The following is an 18854-nucleotide window of genomic DNA, read 5'->3' as shown; positions in this document are numbered from 1 at the left end:
GTTAAATACAAGCTGTGCGATCGGATATATAAAAAACTTTACAAATAGGAGAGCGAGCCGGAGCGCCTACATAGTGCATTAATAGGATTTAGGCAGAGCCGTGGCAATCCCCCCGCAGGCCGCGTAGCCCCAAGCGCTCTTGGAATTGCCACGGCTCTGCACGAGAAGGTTGCGTAAATCCTCATTCAGTCAAGTTATCCACCATCTAGTGTGTTAATGTTTGAATCCTGCATCTAATCATCTAGCGATTGATAGCACCAACTCGGACGGCGCAGGAGATTGAAGGTATCTAGGTATCGAAGTCGATCGGGCGCTTCTACTGTAGCAATCGCTTCATGCAATAAGCCTTGAGGGTTATCTACCTCCCACAAAGGATGAACGATAATAACGCTTTTATCCCCCACTGCAAAACCCGGTAAAGCGCCGAACTGTTCCCCGGAACAACTAAACGAAGCACAAAATATATCGCGCAAAGCAGTTGCATTCAGCAGCCAATTTTCTAAGTCAGGAGTAGAAAAATCCCCATCGAGCCCGCATTGAAAATTGCTGCTAGCCAATGCCCTCAGCAAGGAAAGCCCCAAACGCCAATCCAGCAGACCGTGATAGTTCATATTGCGGTACTGCTGCAAGCAATCGTAACAAGAAGAGTCGCATTTTTGGCGGTGTTGTGGTGACATAATTGCCTCAGCAAAGCTATTTTGAGAATTCAGAATTTTGTCTGTAAGGATATCTTCCCAGCGATGGGCTAACCAGTCGGTGAAGCCAGAACCGTTAGCAAGCCGATCGCTAATTACAATTTCTCCTACTTTTTTATCCTCTAATTCAACCTGTCGCAAACCGCTGATGTCTAATTCTTCCGGATCGATGTCTAACTCCTGTGCCGCTACAGCACGAACAGTGAAAGCGGCTGAGTAGAAAGCAGCTTTGACAGCAGAACCGGGTGCAATAGGATCCAGGCACAATCCATCAGGTACAGTAACGGGCTTAATTCGCAGTACGCCAGTAGTTTTTGGGGCAATTATAGCGATCGCCTCTGACTCGCCCTGGGGTTTAAACCTCACCCCGTCAGGCTTATTCTGGAATCGCTCATCAATCCACTGATCGGGTAATAGTTTATCACCGCGTCCAAATGTGGCAGTTCCTATTGTTCCCTTAAATAGCTGTCCTCTATTGTCATTGACGCGGAAAACGCGGCCGGACTTAGAGAAAGCTATCTGAGTATTCGTGTTATTTACTAAGTTAAAATCTTGAGGTTGGGACTCGGCGACGCTGCCTGCACCTGTAATTAACGCATCGTATTCCTCTTTAGCGTCAGCTCCAGGATTGATGCTGGTACGGAAAGCTAAAGGGACAGCCCACTGAAAAACTCGAAATCCCTGTTCCTCAGTTGCCGCGCATTTCGGACAGATTATATCTTCAAATATTGTATTAGAGGTTGCCGTATGTTGGCAGCGCTGACACCTCAACATCCATTGGCGATCGCTCACAGGTTCGCCTGCAGGAACTAACCCGTGTTTACTGTCTGAAATTAACGGTGCTGTAAACCCGATCGCGGTATAAATTCGCTTGTCTTTAGTTTTTTCGGAACCTGGTGCAAATTCCGCGACTGCTAAATCTAAATCTCGATCGATAGTAGAAACTTTCTGTTTTCTAGACGGTTCGTGATGGTACAAATCACGCACTCTTGAAGGCATCCCGTACATCGGCAAAATCCCGCCCTCAGCGAGGCGTTCTGCCAATCCATCACCAGTCAATTCTAAGTTATTGGCGCACTCATTAATTTTCTCAAACAACTGCTGACGTGCATAGTTTTCTAAGTTATCGCGATCGATACCTTCAACGCCGACTAGCAGAGAATTTATTACCTCAGTTACTTCACAAGAAGTTCTCAACCAGCGCCGAACTTGTTCGCGCCGTTCTTCCGTTTCCTTCCAATTTTGAACTGTGCCAAATTCACCGTGACTGTCAGGCTTTTTTTCCACCTCCCAGCAGTTGACACCAGCAGCAATAAATGCTAGTCTCAAACATTCTTTTGTTAGGAGGCGCTGGGCCATCTCAACCTGTGACATAGCAAGAAAAGGAACCGGTGGCGGATCGCCCGTAATTTTTTCAGGATGCCGGTAATAAAACTCATCGTGCGATCGACCGCGACAGAGAGTAAGTACAATAGCAAAAGCCTGACCCCGGCGCCCTCCGCGACCCGCACGCTGTTGGTAATTAAAGCGCATCGGCGGCATATTTGCCATCACAACAGCCATTAAACTGCCAATATCAATCCCCACTTCCATTGTGGTTGTGACGCTCAAGATATCGATGATATCTACCGCTGGGATAAAATCTCTGTCTTGTTCGCCAAAATTCACGATGATGTTGCGGAAATGCCGTTGCCTTTCGGCCTGATCGTCGGTTTGCCCGGTCAACTCTTCGCAGTGCAACCGCAACGGTTGACGCTTATTTACAGCTTGGGTGGCGAAATAATTGCGATCGTACAAATCCCCGCATTTTCTATTAGGTTTCGCTGGTAAATGTGCCAAACAATTAGTACAAACACCTCCGGCGCGGTGCAGGTGATGGCGCTGGCAAGACTCGCACTGCCACACAGGGTCATCGGACACAGCAACTCGTACAGATAAATGCCGGGGATTAAGTTTAAAGTGATGGTGTTGACCCTGCGTGCAAATAGCTGACCATAATGCTGGTTTCAATTCCTGTTCTGAAATTCCGCCAGCTTTTGCACACTCTTTAATATAATTCCGCAAGTTTGATCTCGCATCACCCCAGTCTTTCCAGTCATCCAGCGGATAATAATCTTGATGTTGTTTTGGTTTTGGATATCTGTATAATTCACCCAAAATTCGCAATACGCCATCGCAAATACTCTCAAATACTAAACTTGAAACTCCGCATTGAATGGCTAGCTGTTCTAATTGATTTGGGGGTAAATTCAGGCGAATATAACCCAAGCCGGATGCTTCAATCCCAAAGTATAGGCGGCTAAAAAGTGTATCACAGACCTCGGATTTTACTTTGTCTCGAAGTTTGTTCTCTGGAATTTTTGCTCCGGGAGACAAGTCTGGTTTCCACCCAGCGGTTTTAAAGTCAAATAGTTTTGTCCAATGGTGATCGTCTCTGCCGTCATAGGAAAATCTTTGGTACTCAACATCATTACCCGCAGGGTTAACGCCTAACTTTATCAATCGCTCGATCAGGAGTCCGGGGTCTTGGGAATTCTCAATGCCTTCAAATAGCGCTCTGAGAGGAACTGTGCGGATCTTGCCTCTTTCCTGGATTTCATTGAGTAGCTTCTGAGCGTTATCTCGCCTATTTTGTAATAGTTCCAAATCTTCCGGATCGAGACCTCCTGGCAATGGCTTGTTAACGTTTTTAATTGCTTTTTGCATCTGGTCAACAGCTTGTGGGTTGCGTCGATCAAATAATAGGGCTTCTGGACGAGCTGGCCGATTGTGTTGTTGAATATCTTCTAATAGGCACAATTCTCCGATCGCCAACTGTCCGAGTTCATCAAAAAGTGCTTCTCGTACCAGGTCATCGTAGTGCGATCGCTCCATGCCATTAGATATAGAAGCGGCATCTTCGCGACTGTCAGAAAACACAACTAATTTGCGGGATTCTGCATCTCCCGGTAACTGATAAAACAGTTCTTTGGAAAGTAACTGACTCACTTTAGAAAAACCTGTGCGGAACCCTCGAATTGAAGACTTGCGAAACTTTCGTTTGCTATAGTCTGCACCGCAGCAAGCACAAACTGAAGGCAAAGCTTTAACTTTTTCCTCATTTTCTGGTAGCAGGTTCGGTCGATAAAAAATATAACCTTCAACTGTCAAGTCATCAGAGGAATCAGGGTCCAAACGGACTATACCGCTGCGAGTATGTAGCCATGCCTTGCGCCAGCAACCTGACTCTGCTTTCTTAGACTGTCCCCAATCCTTTGAATCTTCATGGATTTCTCTGGAAGGCCAAAATATAGCAAATTCTTTGTAAGTCCTCTGCTCAATAAATCGTCCAGCTCTTCTGTCAGGAATTCCCTCAATATCTGGTTCCGTCGGCAAAAGTTCCCATCCGTCATTCTGTCTTGTCAGCCTGTTTCCCCCAAAAAACACAGTGCCACACTGTTCGCAATAAAGCAGTTCTAAAACTCGGTATTCGTCGTAAAGTATGGGAGGATTTTCGACAAATAGTTTGCCAACTAATCGATTTTTACTAATTTCATTTTCTTCGCACCCGTGATTGGGTTTAGTGCAAGCCCACAGCCCCTCAATATTCCTGAAAAACCAGTGCAGCCGGAAAGATGGCAAAGATGTTTGGTTCGATAAACCGCGAGTCGCTAGAAGTCCTGTTACTGCGAGTTCGAGGTTTTCATCGGGTAAGTCATTGCCGAAAATCTGTTGAGCAAAATTTGCGATCGCTACGGCGCGAATTTTGCCGTCAACTTTACAAGCATTGACCATTCTAGCACCAACTTGCGCGGTTTCAGATTCCACAATTTGACGGCAAGCACTGTATGCAGCCGTTGACTGCAACGTTTCTGCATTGTTGATTTCTGCTGCCAAAGCGATAAACGGTTCGCTCTCCAGAAACTCTTGACCTTCAATTAGTGGAATTTGTTCTAAACGACCCGGTATAATCTGTTGGGAATTCCATTGAGAACCAAAGAATTGATTCAAAAATTCTAAGCTTTTTGGATCGTCTGGTTCCAAAGATGCACTAGAAGCAAGAACCCGCAATTTTGGATGACCGGGATGCAGCCCCAAACGTTGCAGCAAAAGTCGCAGCAAATAAGCAACTTCTGTCCCAGAAGTACCGCGATATAAGTGCAATTCGTCAACAATTAAATGAAAGACGCTGCCATCTTTGTTTAACCATTCCTTTGTTTTTTCAAAAATATCTCGTTCGAGATCGCGCATCAGCATGATACTGAGCATAGAATAGTTGGTGATTAAGATATCTGGCGGGGCGTCTTTCATATCCCAGCGGCAGCGCATTTCTGCCCCATCTAAGCGCGGGAAAAAGAACCTCACATCTTCCTCGCCAGTGCGATCGGCGTGTTCGCTAGCGCGATCGGCTGATAACTGCATCTGCTGCATTGCTTCCAAAAGTTCTTCTATTTTTTTTCCATTAGGTTTACGATTGTCTTTGTATTCATGCCCCGGTACGGGAGTAACGCCGTTGTACCTGCCAAAATAGACTCGATTGCCTTTTCTATTATCTTGAAACCAATCTCGCGCTGCTTGAGAATCTAAAGCGCGGCGCAGCCTGGTAAGCTGGTCTTCAACTAAAGCATTCATGGGATATAAAATCAAGGCGCGAACTGCTGCATCCCGCTGTTCGTGACTTCTCTGAGGAACCCGATAAGATTTCTTAAAGCTGCGTTTTTTGTTTACTAACGGATTGCATTTGTTCTGCCATTCTTCATTTTTCCACCAATCGTTAAGGTGTTCTGGTTCGGCATTAGGCGGCTTCCAATTTATTGATTCTTGCGCGAGGTAAGCAAACAAAGGTAACAGAAAAGATTCGGTTTTCCCCGAACCTGTACCGGCAGTTACTACAGCATTGTTGCCTGCTAATGCTTGCCGTAGCATTTGGATTTGGTGGCTGTACAGTTCGTAATTGCCTACAAGTCCGCAGGAGGCAAGTTGTTTAAAGTCTTGAAGGGCAGTTTCATCTAATCCCGGTACATTGGAAATATCTAAATCATTGATGGTTTTACCTGATTTTTGATAGCTTGGCATCGGTTCAATCCAGGGTTCTTGATGGAATGCACCGGGTTGCCGCAGCAGTCTTTCCCGTTCTCGTTCAATTTCGGGAAATTGAGTTCCGAAAGCGGTTTTTACATAAAGTAGAAAGTTGTCGCGAATTGTGTTAAATGCGTTAATTGGATCGTGCATAAGTTACCTCACTATGTTATATCTAAAGATTGCTGCAACATTGTCTGCCCTAATTTAGCTGCGGTCATTTCCGCTATTTGAGGGGGAATAGCGGAGAATAAATTGAATCCCTGAATTTGCGGCAGAACACGCGGGATTTTTTCATATTTTGCTGCATAACCCGAACAAAGGGTTAAGGCTCTTTCTAGAAGTCGTGGCAGCTTAGCGCTGGCGGGTACTGCCATATGGAATGTGCGTTTGTCGTAGATAAGAACATTCCGCCGCAGTGCTTTTAGAACAGCATACCTTCCCCAATCTAGGTCTATTTCCGCACACATTCCATCTTGCCAAAGATAGTAAACTTTGGTGTTTCGGGATGGGTGAGTGTATTCACTAAGGCGAATGGCGCCATCGGTTTCTTTTATGGATTGAAATTGTAAAGAAATCGGGTCAAAGGTTTTGCTTTGCCAGTTTAGTTCTGGTTCTTTAGACCATTCGAGGGTAGCTAAGTAATCGTAAATACTGGCGGCAAAATGCAGCAAAGACCAGGCTGAAGGCGTTTCGATAAAAGGTATTTTAAGCAAATTGCCGATCGCCCTCAATTCTCCTACATCCTCCGCTTGCACGGCGACTCGCTTCGGTATCAACCCTAATTCATTGGATTGTTCTGTGACTTCCAGGTTAATGTGATGTCCCACCGACTGACAAGCCTCTGATAATTGTGCGATCGTAGCAGGCGATCGCGCTCCTGCTAAAATCGCTTGAGGAAAGCCAGCACAAGGCAACCGCACCAATACAGGGGGAGCAGCATAAACCTTACTCTTGCTGCGATCGCCGCTAAAATCAAAGTCACAGTGACCCAGGGAATTGAGGGCGCGAATTGTTTGAAGTCTTTTATTCTTAATTCCGGTATTTTCCTCCATCGCACCCGTCTCAAGATTATACAAATAATCAAAGGTTTCCTTAAAGGATAGCCAAGCAACTTCCTTTTTTGCAGAAATAACGTAGAGCAGTTTTTCGCTAGTTTCAGACACGTTCTGCCTCCTTCTGAAACTGTTTCCACAATGGTTTAAAGTTGGATCGATCTGGCGGGGAAATTATCTTGCGATCGTGCCACAATATTTCTTTCCAAGCGCGCATCTTCTTGCGGTTTTTGCACTTTGACATCGACGGTTGTGACTCTGCCAAATTGGTGCCACAAAACATTGCTTGACCGCGATGGCGACCTTTGGAAATCGCCCAAACAGGCTCCCAATCTGTAGGTAGTGATTCCGCTGGGCAGATTGCTATTTGCCCTGGTTCTTTACCTACATAGAAAATCCGCTGCTTTCCTTGTATTGGTAAAAAAGTGTTGAAGTTAAAGTCTGGGAAATCAACGCCCCGTACCAATGCGCCAGCAACGCTTGCGCTCCCATTGTCCCCGGTCAGGAGATTCCCGAAGCGATCGAACTGTGGCGCAGAAATTTCGGATGACAAAGAATAGTTTTCTACTAATAAAAGAGAACAACGCTTGATAATATCTTCGCCTCGGTGTGCTTCGATTAGCAACTTTGTTTCCGCTGGAGTATCGGCTGGCAGTTCATAAATACCTGCTGCTTCCGTGCAATCTAATAGCTGATTGTTGAAATATACTTTGATTGATTCGCTGCCCGCTAGTAAAATTAATTTCGGCGGGGCAAACTTAAAGAATTTATTGCCTCTTCCCAGGCGGATTCCTCCATCTAACTCTAGCCTCACATTAGTAGAAAAAGCTAAACTTGGGTATCGATCTTTGATTAACTCGTCACTGCAAGCTGCCGCTGCTTTGAAAAAGTGCCATCCGCTGGGCAAACCATCTGTAATTTGCAATTTTTCAAAGCCTTGACAGCTCAATTCTCCCCATTTTGTCAGCAATTCCAAACACTCTTGATGAGCAGCTAAATAAAATGGCTTTTGAGTGGGAATCTGCCGCACTTCGACGAAATGGGGCAATCCCTGAGTGTCTCCCTTAACGAATACTCGAATGGGCGATGCTGGCAGCTTAAAACACCATTTAGAGTCAGCCGATCGCACTTGCAAACCTTTCAACCAATCAAATTCAGAGGCAACCAGCGGTTTTCCATCTGACTCAGATATCAGAGGTGAAGACCAACCCCCACTATCTTCGTAACAAGAAAAGGATTGAGAATTGTCTTCTAAAAATAACAGCAAACCATCTTCAGGAAATTCTTGTTTAGTATTGCAACGCAGGCTTAGGGTAGCGCGTTTGGCAATTAAATCGAGTTTGCAGCACAATCTCAACAGTCCGTAAATCTGCGTTTTACCTGAGTCTTCAGCAGTTCCATCCCAATCGCGCAATTCATCAATAATCCATTCGAGCAATGCTTGGCGAAGTTCTTTGCTGTCGCTGGTTTCTTCTAATAAGCTTAAAGTCCGTTTTTCCAGTTGTTTGCGCCCGTGTTTGGCTAACAAACGTGCGATCGCTTCCTCAGCAGGAGGTGAAGTAGAATCTAAGTCAGCAGCGGCAAAAATAGCCGGGAGGGCGCGCCGTTCTTCCTCAGTCAGAAGAGTTTGTGCAAGCGGCAGTCCAATGTGATTTCTCTGGCCAATGCTGGTGCTATTAAAGATACCCAATTCGCCAGATTTATCTTGATTAGACCATTTTTCTAAATCTTCCCAGAGTTCCGACATCCGGTTAAATGAAGGATACTGCCCTGTGGTAGGTTCTTCGCCTAGTAATGTTCGCAAGCGCGGATAGTAAGAATGGGCGGCAAAAGTTCCTTCAATACCGGCTGCTAAGACAAAGAGCGCTAAATAAGCGATATAAGGCGGATAGTCTAATTCTCGCTGCTGCCAATTATCCCGGCTTTGTAAGGCTTTCACGCACAAACCCTGCCTTGTCACCCCAGGAGGCCCCGTTTTGATAGCTGCAATAAAATCTGATAAATCAACACCCCTTTCTTGACCAATATCCGTTATTAGTTTCTCTGTGACATACAGGTGAACGGTACTGCCCGCCATTTCCGGTTTAAAGAAATGAGCTGCGATTGAATTATTCCAGGTTAAATAATCCATGTTTATGTTTTATATAATTTGACGGAAATTGGTAATTTTAAGTATTATAACTCTAGTTGCTAAGCAGGTGAGTATAGAGAAACTTAATTATGTCGAAATCGCCAGCCGATATCGATTATAAGATTTGGCGATGGCGTCCGTATAGCGAACAATAATAGGGTTTATATCCGTGAAGTTACTTAGTTAAATATGATGTCGTGCGAAAATTTAATAAATTAATGACAGATAAAATCGATCGACCTTACGCAACTGTAATACTCGCGATTAGTGCGGACGGTAAAATTGCAGATGCCGTCCGATCGCCCGCGAGATTCGGTTCTGCCAGCGACAAAGCCCACCTCGAACAGCAAGTAGCAGCAAGCGACGCGGTTTTGTTCGGCAACGGCACTCTACAGGCCTATGGGACGACGATGAGAGTGATTTCGCCGGAATTGCTCAAACAGAGGGAACTGCAAGGGAAGCCCCCACAACCGCTGCAAATTGTTTGTTCGCGATCGTCCCAATTTGACCCAAATTTGCGATTTTTCCAGCAACCCGTGCCTCGGTGGCTGCTGACGGGGCAAGACTGTAGGGAGCCGTCTCCTCTTCCGACAAAAGACAGTAAGTTCGATCGCACATCTGGCACCATTTTCAATAACGGGCAAGATGCCCGTGAAGCGAGAGATGAATTTTCTAGTGGAACAGGCATCTTGCCTGTTGCTCCCAGGCTTATTGACAATGGTGCAACATCTCTCAATAACGGGCAAGATGCCCGTGAAGCGAGAGATGAATTTTCTAGTGGAACAGGCATCTTGCCTGTTGCTCCCAGGCTTATTGACAATGGTGCAACATCTCAATTCGATCGAATTATCTATGCAAAAACCGCAGGTGGAGAGATTGATTGGATTGATGCGTTTCAACAGCTAGAAACTCTCGGTATCAAACGCTTGGCGATTCTGGGCGGGGGAAAACTCGTAGCGTCTGTGCTGGCTGCAGGCTTGGTAGACGAACTTTGGCTGACGGTGTGCCCGTTAATTTTGGGCGGCGCGGGCGCACCGACACCTGTGGAGGGCAAGGGTTTTTTGGCAGATTTAGCTCCAAAATTGGAACTTTTGGCGGTTAAACAGGTGGGACAAGAGGTATTTTTGCATTATAGATTCGGGGCGGGCTAGAAGCCCACCCCACAAGAGTTGTGTGGCACAGGCATCTTGCGTGGCACAGGCATCTTGCCTGTGGCGCGTGCCCGCCCCACAAGAGTTGTGTGGCACAGGCATCTTGCGTGGCACAGGCATCTTGCCTGTGGCGGGCACGCGAGCCCACCCCACAAGAGTTGTGTGGCACAGGCATCTTGCCTGTGGCGGGCTCGCGAGCCCACCCCACAAGAGTTGTGTGGCACAGGCATCTTGCGTGGCACAGGCATCTTGCCTGTGGCGCGTGCCCGCCCCACAAGAGTTGTGTGGCACAGGCATCTTGCGTGGCACAGGCATCTTCCCTGTGGCGAGTAATTACACAAGCAGGGGAGATTGTATTAACTTAAATGAAGTTCGATCGCTCTACGCTCAAATCTCCCTATGCTGAAACAGCCAAAACCTGAATATTCTGTAGCCTGGATTAGCAAAATAGGCGATATCCCGCAAGCGTCTTGGGATGCCTTGGCAATGCCGCTAAAAACTCCATTTCTGGAATGGGATTGGCTGAACAATCTCGAAGTCTCGGGCAGTGCCACAGGTAAAACCGGTTGGCTGCCGCATCACTTAACAGTCTGGCGAGACAAACAGTTGATTGCTGGCGCGCCACTTTATGTCAAAAGTCACAGTTACGGCGAATTTGTGTTCGACAATCAGTGGGCGGATTTAGCCCAACGTTTGGGCATTAAATATTATCCCAAATTGATGGGAATGACGCCGTTTACTCCGGCTGAAGGCTATCGGTTTTTGATTGCCGAGGGGGAAGATGAAGACGAGTTAACCGGAGTAATGGTAAGCGCGATCGACCATTTTTGCGATCGCCACAATATCTCCGGCTGCAATTTCCTTTATGTCGATCCAGAATGGCGGCAGCGCATGGAACGCCACGGTTTCAGCAGTTGGCTGCACCACAGTTATATTTGGCAAAATCAAGGCTATCAAAATTTTGACAATTATTTAGGCGCATTTAATGCCAACCAGCGCCGCAATATCAAGCGCGAACGCAAAGCAGTTGACCAAGCTGGTTTGTTGGTAAAAACGCTGACTGGCGATGAAATTCCCCAAGCCATGTTTGCTCAAATGTATGCTTTTTATGAGAATACTTGCGACAAATTTGGTTGGTGGGGAAGCAAGTATCTGACTAAGCGATTTTTTGAACAGTTGCACCACAATTATCGCGATCGAGTTTTATTTGTAGCCGCCTACGACAAGGAAGATGAGAGACAGCCGGTGGGTATGTCTTTTTGTTTGTATAAGGGCGATCGACTGTACGGGCGTTATTGGGGCAGTTTGCAGGAAATCGACTGCTTGCACTTCGATGCTTGTTACTATACGCCGATCGAATGGGCGATCGATCGGGGCATCCAAAGCTTCGATCCCGGTGCCGGCGGCAGACACAAAAAACGGCGCGGCTTTCCAGCTACGCCAAATTATAGTTTGCACCGATTTTATAACAACCGTCTGGCGCAAATTCTCAAGTCTTATATCGGTCAAATCAACGAAAGAGAACAGGAAGAAATTGATGCCGTCAACGAGGATTTACCTTTTACTAAGTTACCTCCTTTGTTACTCGGCGAGTGACGGTTGATTGGGAATTTGGAATTGGAAATTGGGAATTAGTAACAGCCCATCGATGTCAACATAATACTAAAACCCTCTGTATATCTCGTTTGTATCGAAGTTTCGATCCCCCTCGCATCCCCCTTAATCAGGGGGACTTTGAATGCTCTTTCCCCTTTATTAATGGGAGTTAGAGGGGAGGTAAGAATAGTCTTGTCCCCCCTTATTAAGGGGGGTTAGGAGGGATCGAAACTCAACTATAAACGATATTTATTATGGATTTTAGGATGGCGAATTAAATAATTTACACAAGTTTGTGGGAAGTAGGGGTTGGGCACTCTTAGCCCGCCCTTTCTGGACGGGCGGGACGCCCATCCCACAAGAACCATCAAAATTCTAAGTTATTTAATTCTCATTCCTGAGTCTGAAGTTGACACGAATGGTAACAGTCAACAGTCAACAGTCAACAGTCAACCGTCAACTAATTAACCTAATTCAAAATTACCTTGCCATCTTCCTGAATTTCCAACGATTTTGTATCAGCGGTCAACTCAGTTGTCGCGCCGAAACTGACTTGCAACATTCCCGGCATCGCGGTTGCTTGGGGGCGAACCAGCAGCAACCCGCCGTCTGGGCGCTGGTAAGTCAGGGTGATTGGCACTTTGAGGGCTTGAAGCAAAATTTCAGATTGTTCGCCCAGAGTGCGCGGCTGGGTGACGCCTACGATTTGATAATTGATGACAGCATTGGTGGTATTCACCAGTTTAATTACTATCATGCCTTCGGCAGGCGTAACTCGCGCACTGGGCATGGGGAAGCGGGGAGGCGCGTCTGTTGGTGTAGAGGGCATCCCGCTGAGGCCCGGACTCGCAGCCGGAGTCGGTTGGCTGACGGGTTCTTCAGTGGTGGCGGGAGTCTCTGCGGGTTGGGAAACGGGTTTTCCTTTTTGGGGCGGTGGGCCGCCGGCCTGGGAAAGTGTTGCGAGACTGACGAGTAAACCTCCGCAGGTGGCTGCTAGCAAGCTGATTTTTTTTAACGGTAGATTGTGGCGAAACATAAATAACTCCTCACAAGTTCGATCGAGATTGTCCAACAAAGTTCATGTTAATCTATGCGGGAATTGAATTTTAATAGCTTGGTTTGGGTCAGAGGTAAGAAGAATCAGGGTTTTAGGGAGAGATTTTTTTTTACCGCAGAGGGCGCAGAGGGCGCAGAGTCCGAGGGGAAGAGAGGATTTTTACAGGCGAGATGCTTCTGATTTGTGGGCGGGGAGGGTGACGGTAACGGCTGTACCTCGATCGACTTGGCTGTCAATGCGGATTTGGCCGCGGTGATTTTCGACAATTGCTTTGGCGATGGCCAATCCTAAACCGGAACCGGCGGCGCTGCGGTGGGTGCGGGCGGGATCTGCGCGGTAGAATCGATCGAATAAATGCGGCAGGGCTTCTGCGGAAATCCCGATGCCGGTGTCTGTTACTTTGATTTGCAGCGCTGGATTTAACATCGGCGAATTTCTTTTGTTTTTAGCTGCAAGTTGCAATTCTACTTCAATTTCGCCCCCAGAGGGCGTGTACTGCACGGCGTTGCTGACGATATTGGTAAACAGTCGGGCTAGTTGATCCCAGTCGCCCAACAGTGTAAAGTTGTCCTCAGCGTTGGGCAGATCGACAATTTCCAAAGAAAGAGAGAGATTTTGGGTAGTGGCGATCGCCTGTTGTTCTTCAATTACCTCCATCAGCAAAGCATCGAGAGGAACCTCAATCCACTGCTGCTGCACGATACCGCTGTCTTGTCTGGCTAAAAACAGCAAATCGTCAACCAAGCGCCCCAAACGGCGGGTGAGGCGTTCGATAACTTGTAGCTGTTGGTACTGCTGCGGTTCGATATCCGGTTCCGCCAAAGCTACTTGCACGTTAGTTTGAATAGTGGCGATCGGATTTCTGAGTTCGTGAGAAGCATCAGCGGTAAACTGTTTGAGACGCCCGTAAGAATCCCGCACCGGTGCCATCGCCAATCCCGACAGCAGCCAGCCAATAGCCGCCACGCAAATTAGAGTTAAACCCGCGCCCAAAATCAAATCGAGAATTAGTTGGCGGATGGGTTTTGTCACTTCAAACCAAGGATGGCTGACTCGCAAATATCCCAGAACTTGGCGGCCGATTTCTACTCGCTGCGTTACTTGTCTGAGGGAATAGTTTTGAGTTGTTCGAATGCTAATCGGTTTGGTAGAAACGCGATTTTTATTTTGTGCGATCGACTTTTCACTACCTAAATTTAGATTTTCCTGCAAACCTGCATTCAAACCGCCATCAAAATCTCTGATTTCTCCCCTCTGCGCCCTCTGCGCCTCTGCGGTTAAATCCCTCTTCCCTCTATCCCTTAAATCCGTGACATCCGGTACATTGCCCGTTGCCAACCTTTCTTGTACCTGATTTGTACCTTCAAACCGCAACTTATGATTAACCCAAACTGTTTCGCCCATGCGGTTAGCGTGAATGGGAATATTCAGCGGTTCCGATAAAGTAGACCACAGCAATTCGCCCGTAGGACTGAACCATTCTAAATCAATGTGGTCGTCTTCTACAGCATCGGTGCTATCTCGAAAACTCGCTTGAATATTAACTTGCAACTTATTTTTATCTTTGGTAGCAGGCAAACTTAGCGGTTCGATAACCAGTGTTCGCTCTATTACTTCGACAACATGATTGAGGGTGTCATCAATGCGATCGATCAAAGTAGTACGGACGTAGAAATAGAAACCAGTGGCGAATAAAAGTAACAATACGGCAGTAACGGCAGTGTACCAAATAGCGAGGCGGCGGCGGGTAGCTTGGAACATATTGCGAAAAAAGTTCGGCAACTGATTTTGTAAAGGATTCAACTGATTTAACTCATATGTTCCACCATTCTCAATTAGCCTTTTCGGAACAGGCTTTCCGGCCTGTGAAGCGAGAAAATCTATTCTTTGTGGAACAGGCCGGAAAGCCTGTTGCTGACAATGGTGCAACATCTCAGTTTAACCAATTTAATAACTATAACCTTCTTCTTCTCTTCTTCTCTTCTTCTCTTCCTTCGTGTCCTTCGCGCCTTCGCGGTTCGTTTAAAAAAAGCCTTGTTCGCCAATCATCCAAAAAAACTCAAACAACTTTCCCTTCTTGATACTTCAGACAGATGTCGAGAGAGCTGTCACCATAGTATTCTACTCGCTAAACTTTTTAGGTATCAAGCCTGTGAACAAATTTTTATTTCGAGCCGCGATCGGGCTATTAATGGCATTTTTTGGAGCAATTACCTATTTTACAAACGACGTACAAAATCCGGTAACAGGAGAGAGACAGCGGGTGCAGCTTTCTCCCCGCCAAGAGATAGTTTTGGGATTGCAGGCGCGAGATCAAATGGCCGCCAAGTACGGGGGGCTTTATCCCAGCCAGAGTATTCAGCAATATGTCGATCGAGTAGGAGAACGAGTTGTCAACCGTTCGGCGGCGAAACAAGCGGGTTATCCGTTTGAATTCCACCTGCTGCGAGACCCCGAAACTGTGAATGCTTTTGCTTTGCCGGGGGGACAAGTTTTTATTACTGCGGGGCTGCTGCGGCGGCTGAATTCCGAGGCTCAGTTGGCTGCTGTACTGGGGCACGAAAGCGGTCACGTTGTGGCGCGCCACGCTGCGGAACACTTGGCAAAACAGCAGTTGGGCAGGGCTTTGGTAACGGCGGTTGGGGTGGCTGCTAGCGACGATCGCGGCGGCGGGCAGCAGGCAGCATTAATTGCTCAAGCTGTCAATCAAGTTGTCGGTTTGCGGTACGGTAGATCGGATGAACTTGAGAGCGATCGGCTCGGTTTTCGGTTTATGACCGAGGCGGGTTACGATCCTAGAGGTATTGTTGAGGTGATGAAAATTCTCGGTGCGGCTAGGAAGGGAGAAGCGCCGCCGGAGTTTTTGAGCTCTCACCCCAACCCTGAAAACCGAGTTCAAAAGTTGCAAGCTTTAATCGCGCAAAATTTCCCTAACGGCGTTCCAGCTAATTTGGTGTCTGGACGCGATGAGTTTGCTAAGAATGTGTCGGGCGGTTAGCGAGAATTGCATCGGGCTTTACAAAAGTTATTACTAAAGGCGGATCGAAGTTCGGGTTGGAGTTGCCAGGATCGACTTAATGAGCGATCGAGCAATTGGAAAGTTGAAAACCATGATTCAATCTTGGATGATTATCGGCGGGGTGACTTTCTCAGTCGCCTTCGGCACTTTGTTTTTTAAACTGCGCGATATTAACTGGGCCATCAAACTTCAAAGACCGGATTGGATGTTTTTTGAGCCTGCTATTCCGTTTATTTGGACGGTGATTTTCGCTTGCGGGGCCGGCAGCGCTACTTTCGTGTGGGAACAGGAACCCGGTAGTCTCAAAACTTTGCTGCTGATGGCTTTGTACTTGCTTTTAGAAATTGTAACAGTTGCTTATATTCCTGCTACTCTCAGAGCCAAAAGTCTCAAAGTAGGGACGATTTTGGGAGGGGCTGGGGAGATTTTGGGAGTTGTGCTGACGTTGGCTGTTTTGCCGATTTCTCAAACCGCCGCTTTGTTACTTTTGCCTTACGCGATTTGGGGTGCGATCGGCACTTATACTACTTGGGAAATGATTAATTTAAACCCAGAAGCTGCATAAATATAACAACCGCGAAGACGCGAAGGATAACAGGCGAGACGCCTGTTCCACTAAGTAATAAAAGAGCGAGAGAATTTTCAAGCGATTCTGAAGTAAATAACCATCCAGTAACCACTAAGCTGTCGCGCATTTAAATTGTATATTCAGGGCGGGCTCATAGGCCCACCCCACAAGACGGGGAATTGTTTTTTAACAGACAATTTAAATGTAGAACAGCTTAACTAACCATTCACAACTATAACTCTCTTATTTTCTCTTTTCTTCTTTTGTGGAACAGGCGTCTCGCCTGTTACTGTTCCGTTCTTATCTTCTCTTTTCTTCTTTTGTGGAACAGGCGTCTCGCCTGTTACTGTTCCGTTCTTATCTTCTCTTTTCTTCTTTTGTGGAACAGGCGTCTCGCCTGTTACTGTTCGCGGTTCGTAAAAAAAATATTGTTAATAATAGCAAATCCGTGCTACCGGGTTAACCGACCGATCGAGTGAGGGAATCCGCTTGACATTGTGTGCGTATTGGATGAGAAAATAAATGAATAAAACTGGTTAAAATTAAAGGACGATCGTTATCAATGGCAATTAAAGACCAGCCCCAACCACCTCGTTTTAGGCAAATTAGCAATATTTTGTTATTGCTCTCAAGTTTGTTTTTGCTGGCGAATATCTTTTTGCCGAATTTGTTCGGCCCGCAAATTCCGCAAGTGCCTTACAGCTTGTTCGTCCATCAAGTGCAAGAACAAGATGTGGCGCGAGCTTCGGTAGGCCAAAATGAAATTCGCTACCAACTCAAAGGCGAAGGCGACAAACCCGGTCAAATTCTGTCAACTACGCCGATTTTTGACCTGGAACTTCCTAAACTTTTGCAAGAAAAAGGCGTTGAATTTGCGGCAACTCCCCCTTCCAAAAATGGCTGGATCGGCAGTGTTTTAAGCTGGGTGGTTCCTCCGCTGATTTTTGTGGCGATTTTTCAATTTTTCATGAACCGGGGTGCTGGCGGGCCGCAGGGTGCGCTCTCGATCGGCAAAAGCAAAGCTAAGGTCTACGTAGAAGGCGAAGCGGCGAAAATTACTTTTGCCGATGTGGCTGGAGTAGAAGAGGCTAAAACTGAATTAGTCGAAGTTGTTGAGTTCCTGAAAACTCCCGATCGCTTTACGGCAATTGGCGCGAGAATTCCGAAAGGCGTGCTGTTAGTCGGGCCTCCGGGAACTGGCAAAACGCTGTTAGCAAAAGCAGTGGCTGGTGAAGCTGGCGTGCCGTTTTTTAGCATCTCGGGTTCGGAGTTTGTGGAACTGTTTGTAGGTGTGGGTTCTGCAAGAGTTAGAGATTTATTCGAGCAGGCTAAGAAACAGGCTCCTTGTATTATTTTCATTGATGAATTGGACGCGATCGGCAAATCCCGCAGCAGTAACGCGATGTACGGCGGTAATGACGAACGCGAACAAACTCTCAATCAACTGTTAACTGAAATGGACGGTTTTGCTGCGGGCAATACTACGGTAATTGTGCTGGCTGCAACTAACCGCCCGGAAAGCTTGGATGCTGCTTTGTTGCGCCCCGGCCGTTTCGATCGCCAAGTTTTAGTCGATCGCCCGGATTTATCTGGCCGCGAAGCAATTTTGAATATTCACGCTCAAAAAGTGAAGTTGGGCCCGGATGTTAATTTGAAGGCGATCGCCACTCGCACCCCCGGTTTTTCCGGCGCAGATTTGGCAAATTTGGTGAATGAAGCTGCTTTGTTGGCGGGGCGCAACAAACGCCTAACTGTAGCACAGGAAGACTTTGCAGAGGCGATCGAACGGATTGTAGCGGGCTTGGAAAAGAAAAGCCGCGTGCTCAATGAAAAAGAGAAAACCATTGTTGCTTATCACGAAGTCGGACACGCGATGGTTGGTGCTCTGATGGCTGGCGGCGGCGAAGTTGCCAAAATCTCGATCGTCCCTCGCGGCATGGCTGCTTTGGGTTATACTTTGCAGTTGCCGACTGAAGACCGTTTTTTGTTAGATGAGTCGGAATTGCGGGGTCAAATTGCGACTTTGTTGGGCGGGCGATCGGCTGAGGAAGTTGTGTTTGGTAGCATTACTACTGGCGCTTCCAACGACTTGCAAAGGGCGACGGATTTAGCTGAACGGATGGTGACAACTTACGGGATGAGTAAGGTTTTGGGGCCTCTAGCTTACGATCGAGGTCAACAAGCAATGTTCCTCAATGACGGTATAGGAAATGCCCGCCGCGCTGTCAGCGCTCAAACTGCTGAGGCGATCGACCAAGAAGTGAAGGAAATTGTCGAAACTGCACACCAGCAAGCTGTGGATATTCTGAAAGCAAATCGGGAATTGTTGGAAACAATTACGCAGAAACTGTTGGAAACTGAGGTGGTGGAAGGTGACGCACTTCGCGAATTACTCGGTCAAGTGCGACCTTTAGATAAGGTTGCGGCTTGAGTTTAATAGGGTTTAATTAAACCGCAGATGAACGCAGATGAACGCAGATGAGTGCAATATCATCTGCGTTTTTTGATTGACTACGCCAAAATT

At 46.9% G+C, this 18854-nt stretch carries 11 protein-coding genes; 6 read left to right on the top strand and 5 right to left on the bottom strand.

The genetic code is table 11. The features are described 5' to 3' along the window. Positions 1 to 233: 233 nt before the first annotated feature. Genes OSC7112_RS22790 through OSC7112_RS22780 form a run of 3 tightly spaced genes read right to left on the bottom strand, consistent with a single transcriptional unit; the run spans position 234 to position 8939 of the window. Positions 234 to 5906: a DEAD/DEAH box helicase gene (locus OSC7112_RS22790; protein WP_015178117.1), complete on the bottom strand. Its 5673-nt coding sequence runs from the start codon at positions 5904 to 5906 to the stop codon at positions 234 to 236. Between the two features lie 11 nt (positions 5907 to 5917). Further along, positions 5918 to 6919 (bottom strand): hypothetical protein, encoded by a 1002-nt coding sequence (locus OSC7112_RS22785; protein ID WP_015178116.1) that lies wholly within the window; start codon positions 6917 to 6919, stop codon positions 5918 to 5920. Beyond that, a complete protein-coding gene (locus OSC7112_RS22780) occupies positions 6912 to 8939 on the bottom strand; it encodes a DUF445 domain-containing protein (RefSeq protein ID WP_015178115.1) in 2028 nt (675 codons plus the stop codon). The genes OSC7112_RS22785 and OSC7112_RS22780 overlap by 8 nt, the downstream gene beginning before the upstream one ends. 218 nt (positions 8940 to 9157) lie before the next feature. Here OSC7112_RS22780 and OSC7112_RS22775 point away from each other — a divergent pair, with 218 nt between their 5' ends. The 3 genes from OSC7112_RS22775 to OSC7112_RS22770 are packed head-to-tail and all read left to right on the top strand — an operon-like array spanning position 9158 to position 11686. Further along, positions 9158 to 10090: a RibD family protein gene (locus OSC7112_RS22775; RefSeq protein ID WP_015178114.1), complete on the top strand. Its 933-nt coding sequence runs from the start codon at positions 9158 to 9160 to the stop codon at positions 10088 to 10090. 22 nt (positions 10091 to 10112) lie between these two features. After that, positions 10113 to 10496, top strand: coding sequence for a hypothetical protein (locus tag OSC7112_RS42600; protein ID WP_422615551.1), 384 nt, complete (start codon positions 10113 to 10115; stop codon positions 10494 to 10496). Continuing rightward, positions 10490 to 11686 carry a GNAT family N-acetyltransferase gene (locus OSC7112_RS22770; RefSeq protein WP_015178113.1) on the top strand — a complete coding sequence of 399 codons (1197 nt, stop codon included), beginning with the start codon at positions 10490 to 10492 and terminating at the stop codon, positions 11684 to 11686. Before OSC7112_RS42600 ends, OSC7112_RS22770 begins: the two co-directional genes overlap by 7 nt. A gap of 469 nt (positions 11687 to 12155) precedes the next feature. Here OSC7112_RS22770 and OSC7112_RS22765 read toward each other — a convergent pair whose 3' ends face one another. Together OSC7112_RS22765 and OSC7112_RS22760 are read right to left on the bottom strand one after the other, a co-directional pair. Beyond that, positions 12156 to 12722 carry a hypothetical protein gene (locus tag OSC7112_RS22765; protein WP_015178112.1) on the bottom strand — a complete coding sequence of 189 codons (567 nt, stop codon included), beginning with the start codon at positions 12720 to 12722 and terminating at the stop codon, positions 12156 to 12158. Between the two features lie 180 nt (positions 12723 to 12902). After that, the gene (locus tag OSC7112_RS22760; protein ID WP_041623371.1) at positions 12903 to 14504 is read right to left on the bottom strand and encodes a sensor histidine kinase; all 1602 of its coding nucleotides are present in this window, start codon (positions 14502 to 14504) and stop codon (positions 12903 to 12905) included. A gap of 391 nt (positions 14505 to 14895) precedes the next feature. On the opposite strand from OSC7112_RS22760, the gene OSC7112_RS22755 reads away from it, so the two are divergent. The 3 genes from OSC7112_RS22755 (at position 14896) to ftsH4 (ending at position 18761) form a co-directional block, all read left to right on the top strand. Continuing rightward, on the top strand, positions 14896 to 15741 hold the full coding sequence (locus OSC7112_RS22755) for a M48 family metallopeptidase (RefSeq protein ID WP_015178110.1): 846 nt from the start codon (positions 14896 to 14898) through the stop codon (positions 15739 to 15741). Positions 15742 to 15820: 79 nt separating this feature from the next. Next, positions 15821 to 16327 (top strand): TspO/MBR family protein, encoded by a 507-nt coding sequence (locus OSC7112_RS22750; protein ID WP_015178109.1) that lies wholly within the window; start codon positions 15821 to 15823, stop codon positions 16325 to 16327. A 565-nt stretch (positions 16328 to 16892) separates the two neighbouring features. Further along, positions 16893 to 18761 (top strand): ATP-dependent zinc metalloprotease FtsH, encoded by a 1869-nt coding sequence (ftsH4, locus tag OSC7112_RS22745; protein ID WP_015178108.1) that lies wholly within the window; start codon positions 16893 to 16895, stop codon positions 18759 to 18761. Positions 18762 to 18854 lie beyond the last annotated feature (93 nt).

It is taken from the genome of Oscillatoria nigro-viridis PCC 7112, assembly GCF_000317475.1.
Classification (GTDB): Bacteria; Cyanobacteriota; Cyanobacteriia; order Cyanobacteriales; family Microcoleaceae; genus Microcoleus; species Microcoleus nigroviridis.
Note: the sequence above shows the minus strand (reverse complement) of the source record. Positions and strands in the feature narration are given on the sequence as shown.

Coding starts and splice junctions, on each gene's coding strand:
- OSC7112_RS22790 (WP_015178117.1), bottom strand. CDS start 5,906: ATGCACGATCCAATTAACGCATTTAACACAATTCGCGACAACTTTCTA.
- OSC7112_RS22780 (WP_015178115.1), bottom strand. CDS start 8,939: ATGGATTATTTAACCTGGAATAATTCAATCGCAGCTCATTTCTTTAAA.
- OSC7112_RS22775 (WP_015178114.1), top strand. CDS start 9,158: ATGACAGATAAAATCGATCGACCTTACGCAACTGTAATACTCGCGATT.
- OSC7112_RS22770 (WP_015178113.1), top strand. CDS start 10,490: ATGCTGAAACAGCCAAAACCTGAATATTCTGTAGCCTGGATTAGCAAA.
- OSC7112_RS22765 (WP_015178112.1), bottom strand. CDS start 12,722: ATGTTTCGCCACAATCTACCGTTAAAAAAAATCAGCTTGCTAGCAGCC.
- OSC7112_RS22760 (WP_041623371.1), bottom strand. CDS start 14,504: ATGTTCCAAGCTACCCGCCGCCGCCTCGCTATTTGGTACACTGCCGTT.
- OSC7112_RS22750 (WP_015178109.1), top strand. CDS start 15,821: ATGAGCGATCGAGCAATTGGAAAGTTGAAAACCATGATTCAATCTTGG.
- ftsH4 (WP_015178108.1), top strand. CDS start 16,893: ATGGCAATTAAAGACCAGCCCCAACCACCTCGTTTTAGGCAAATTAGC.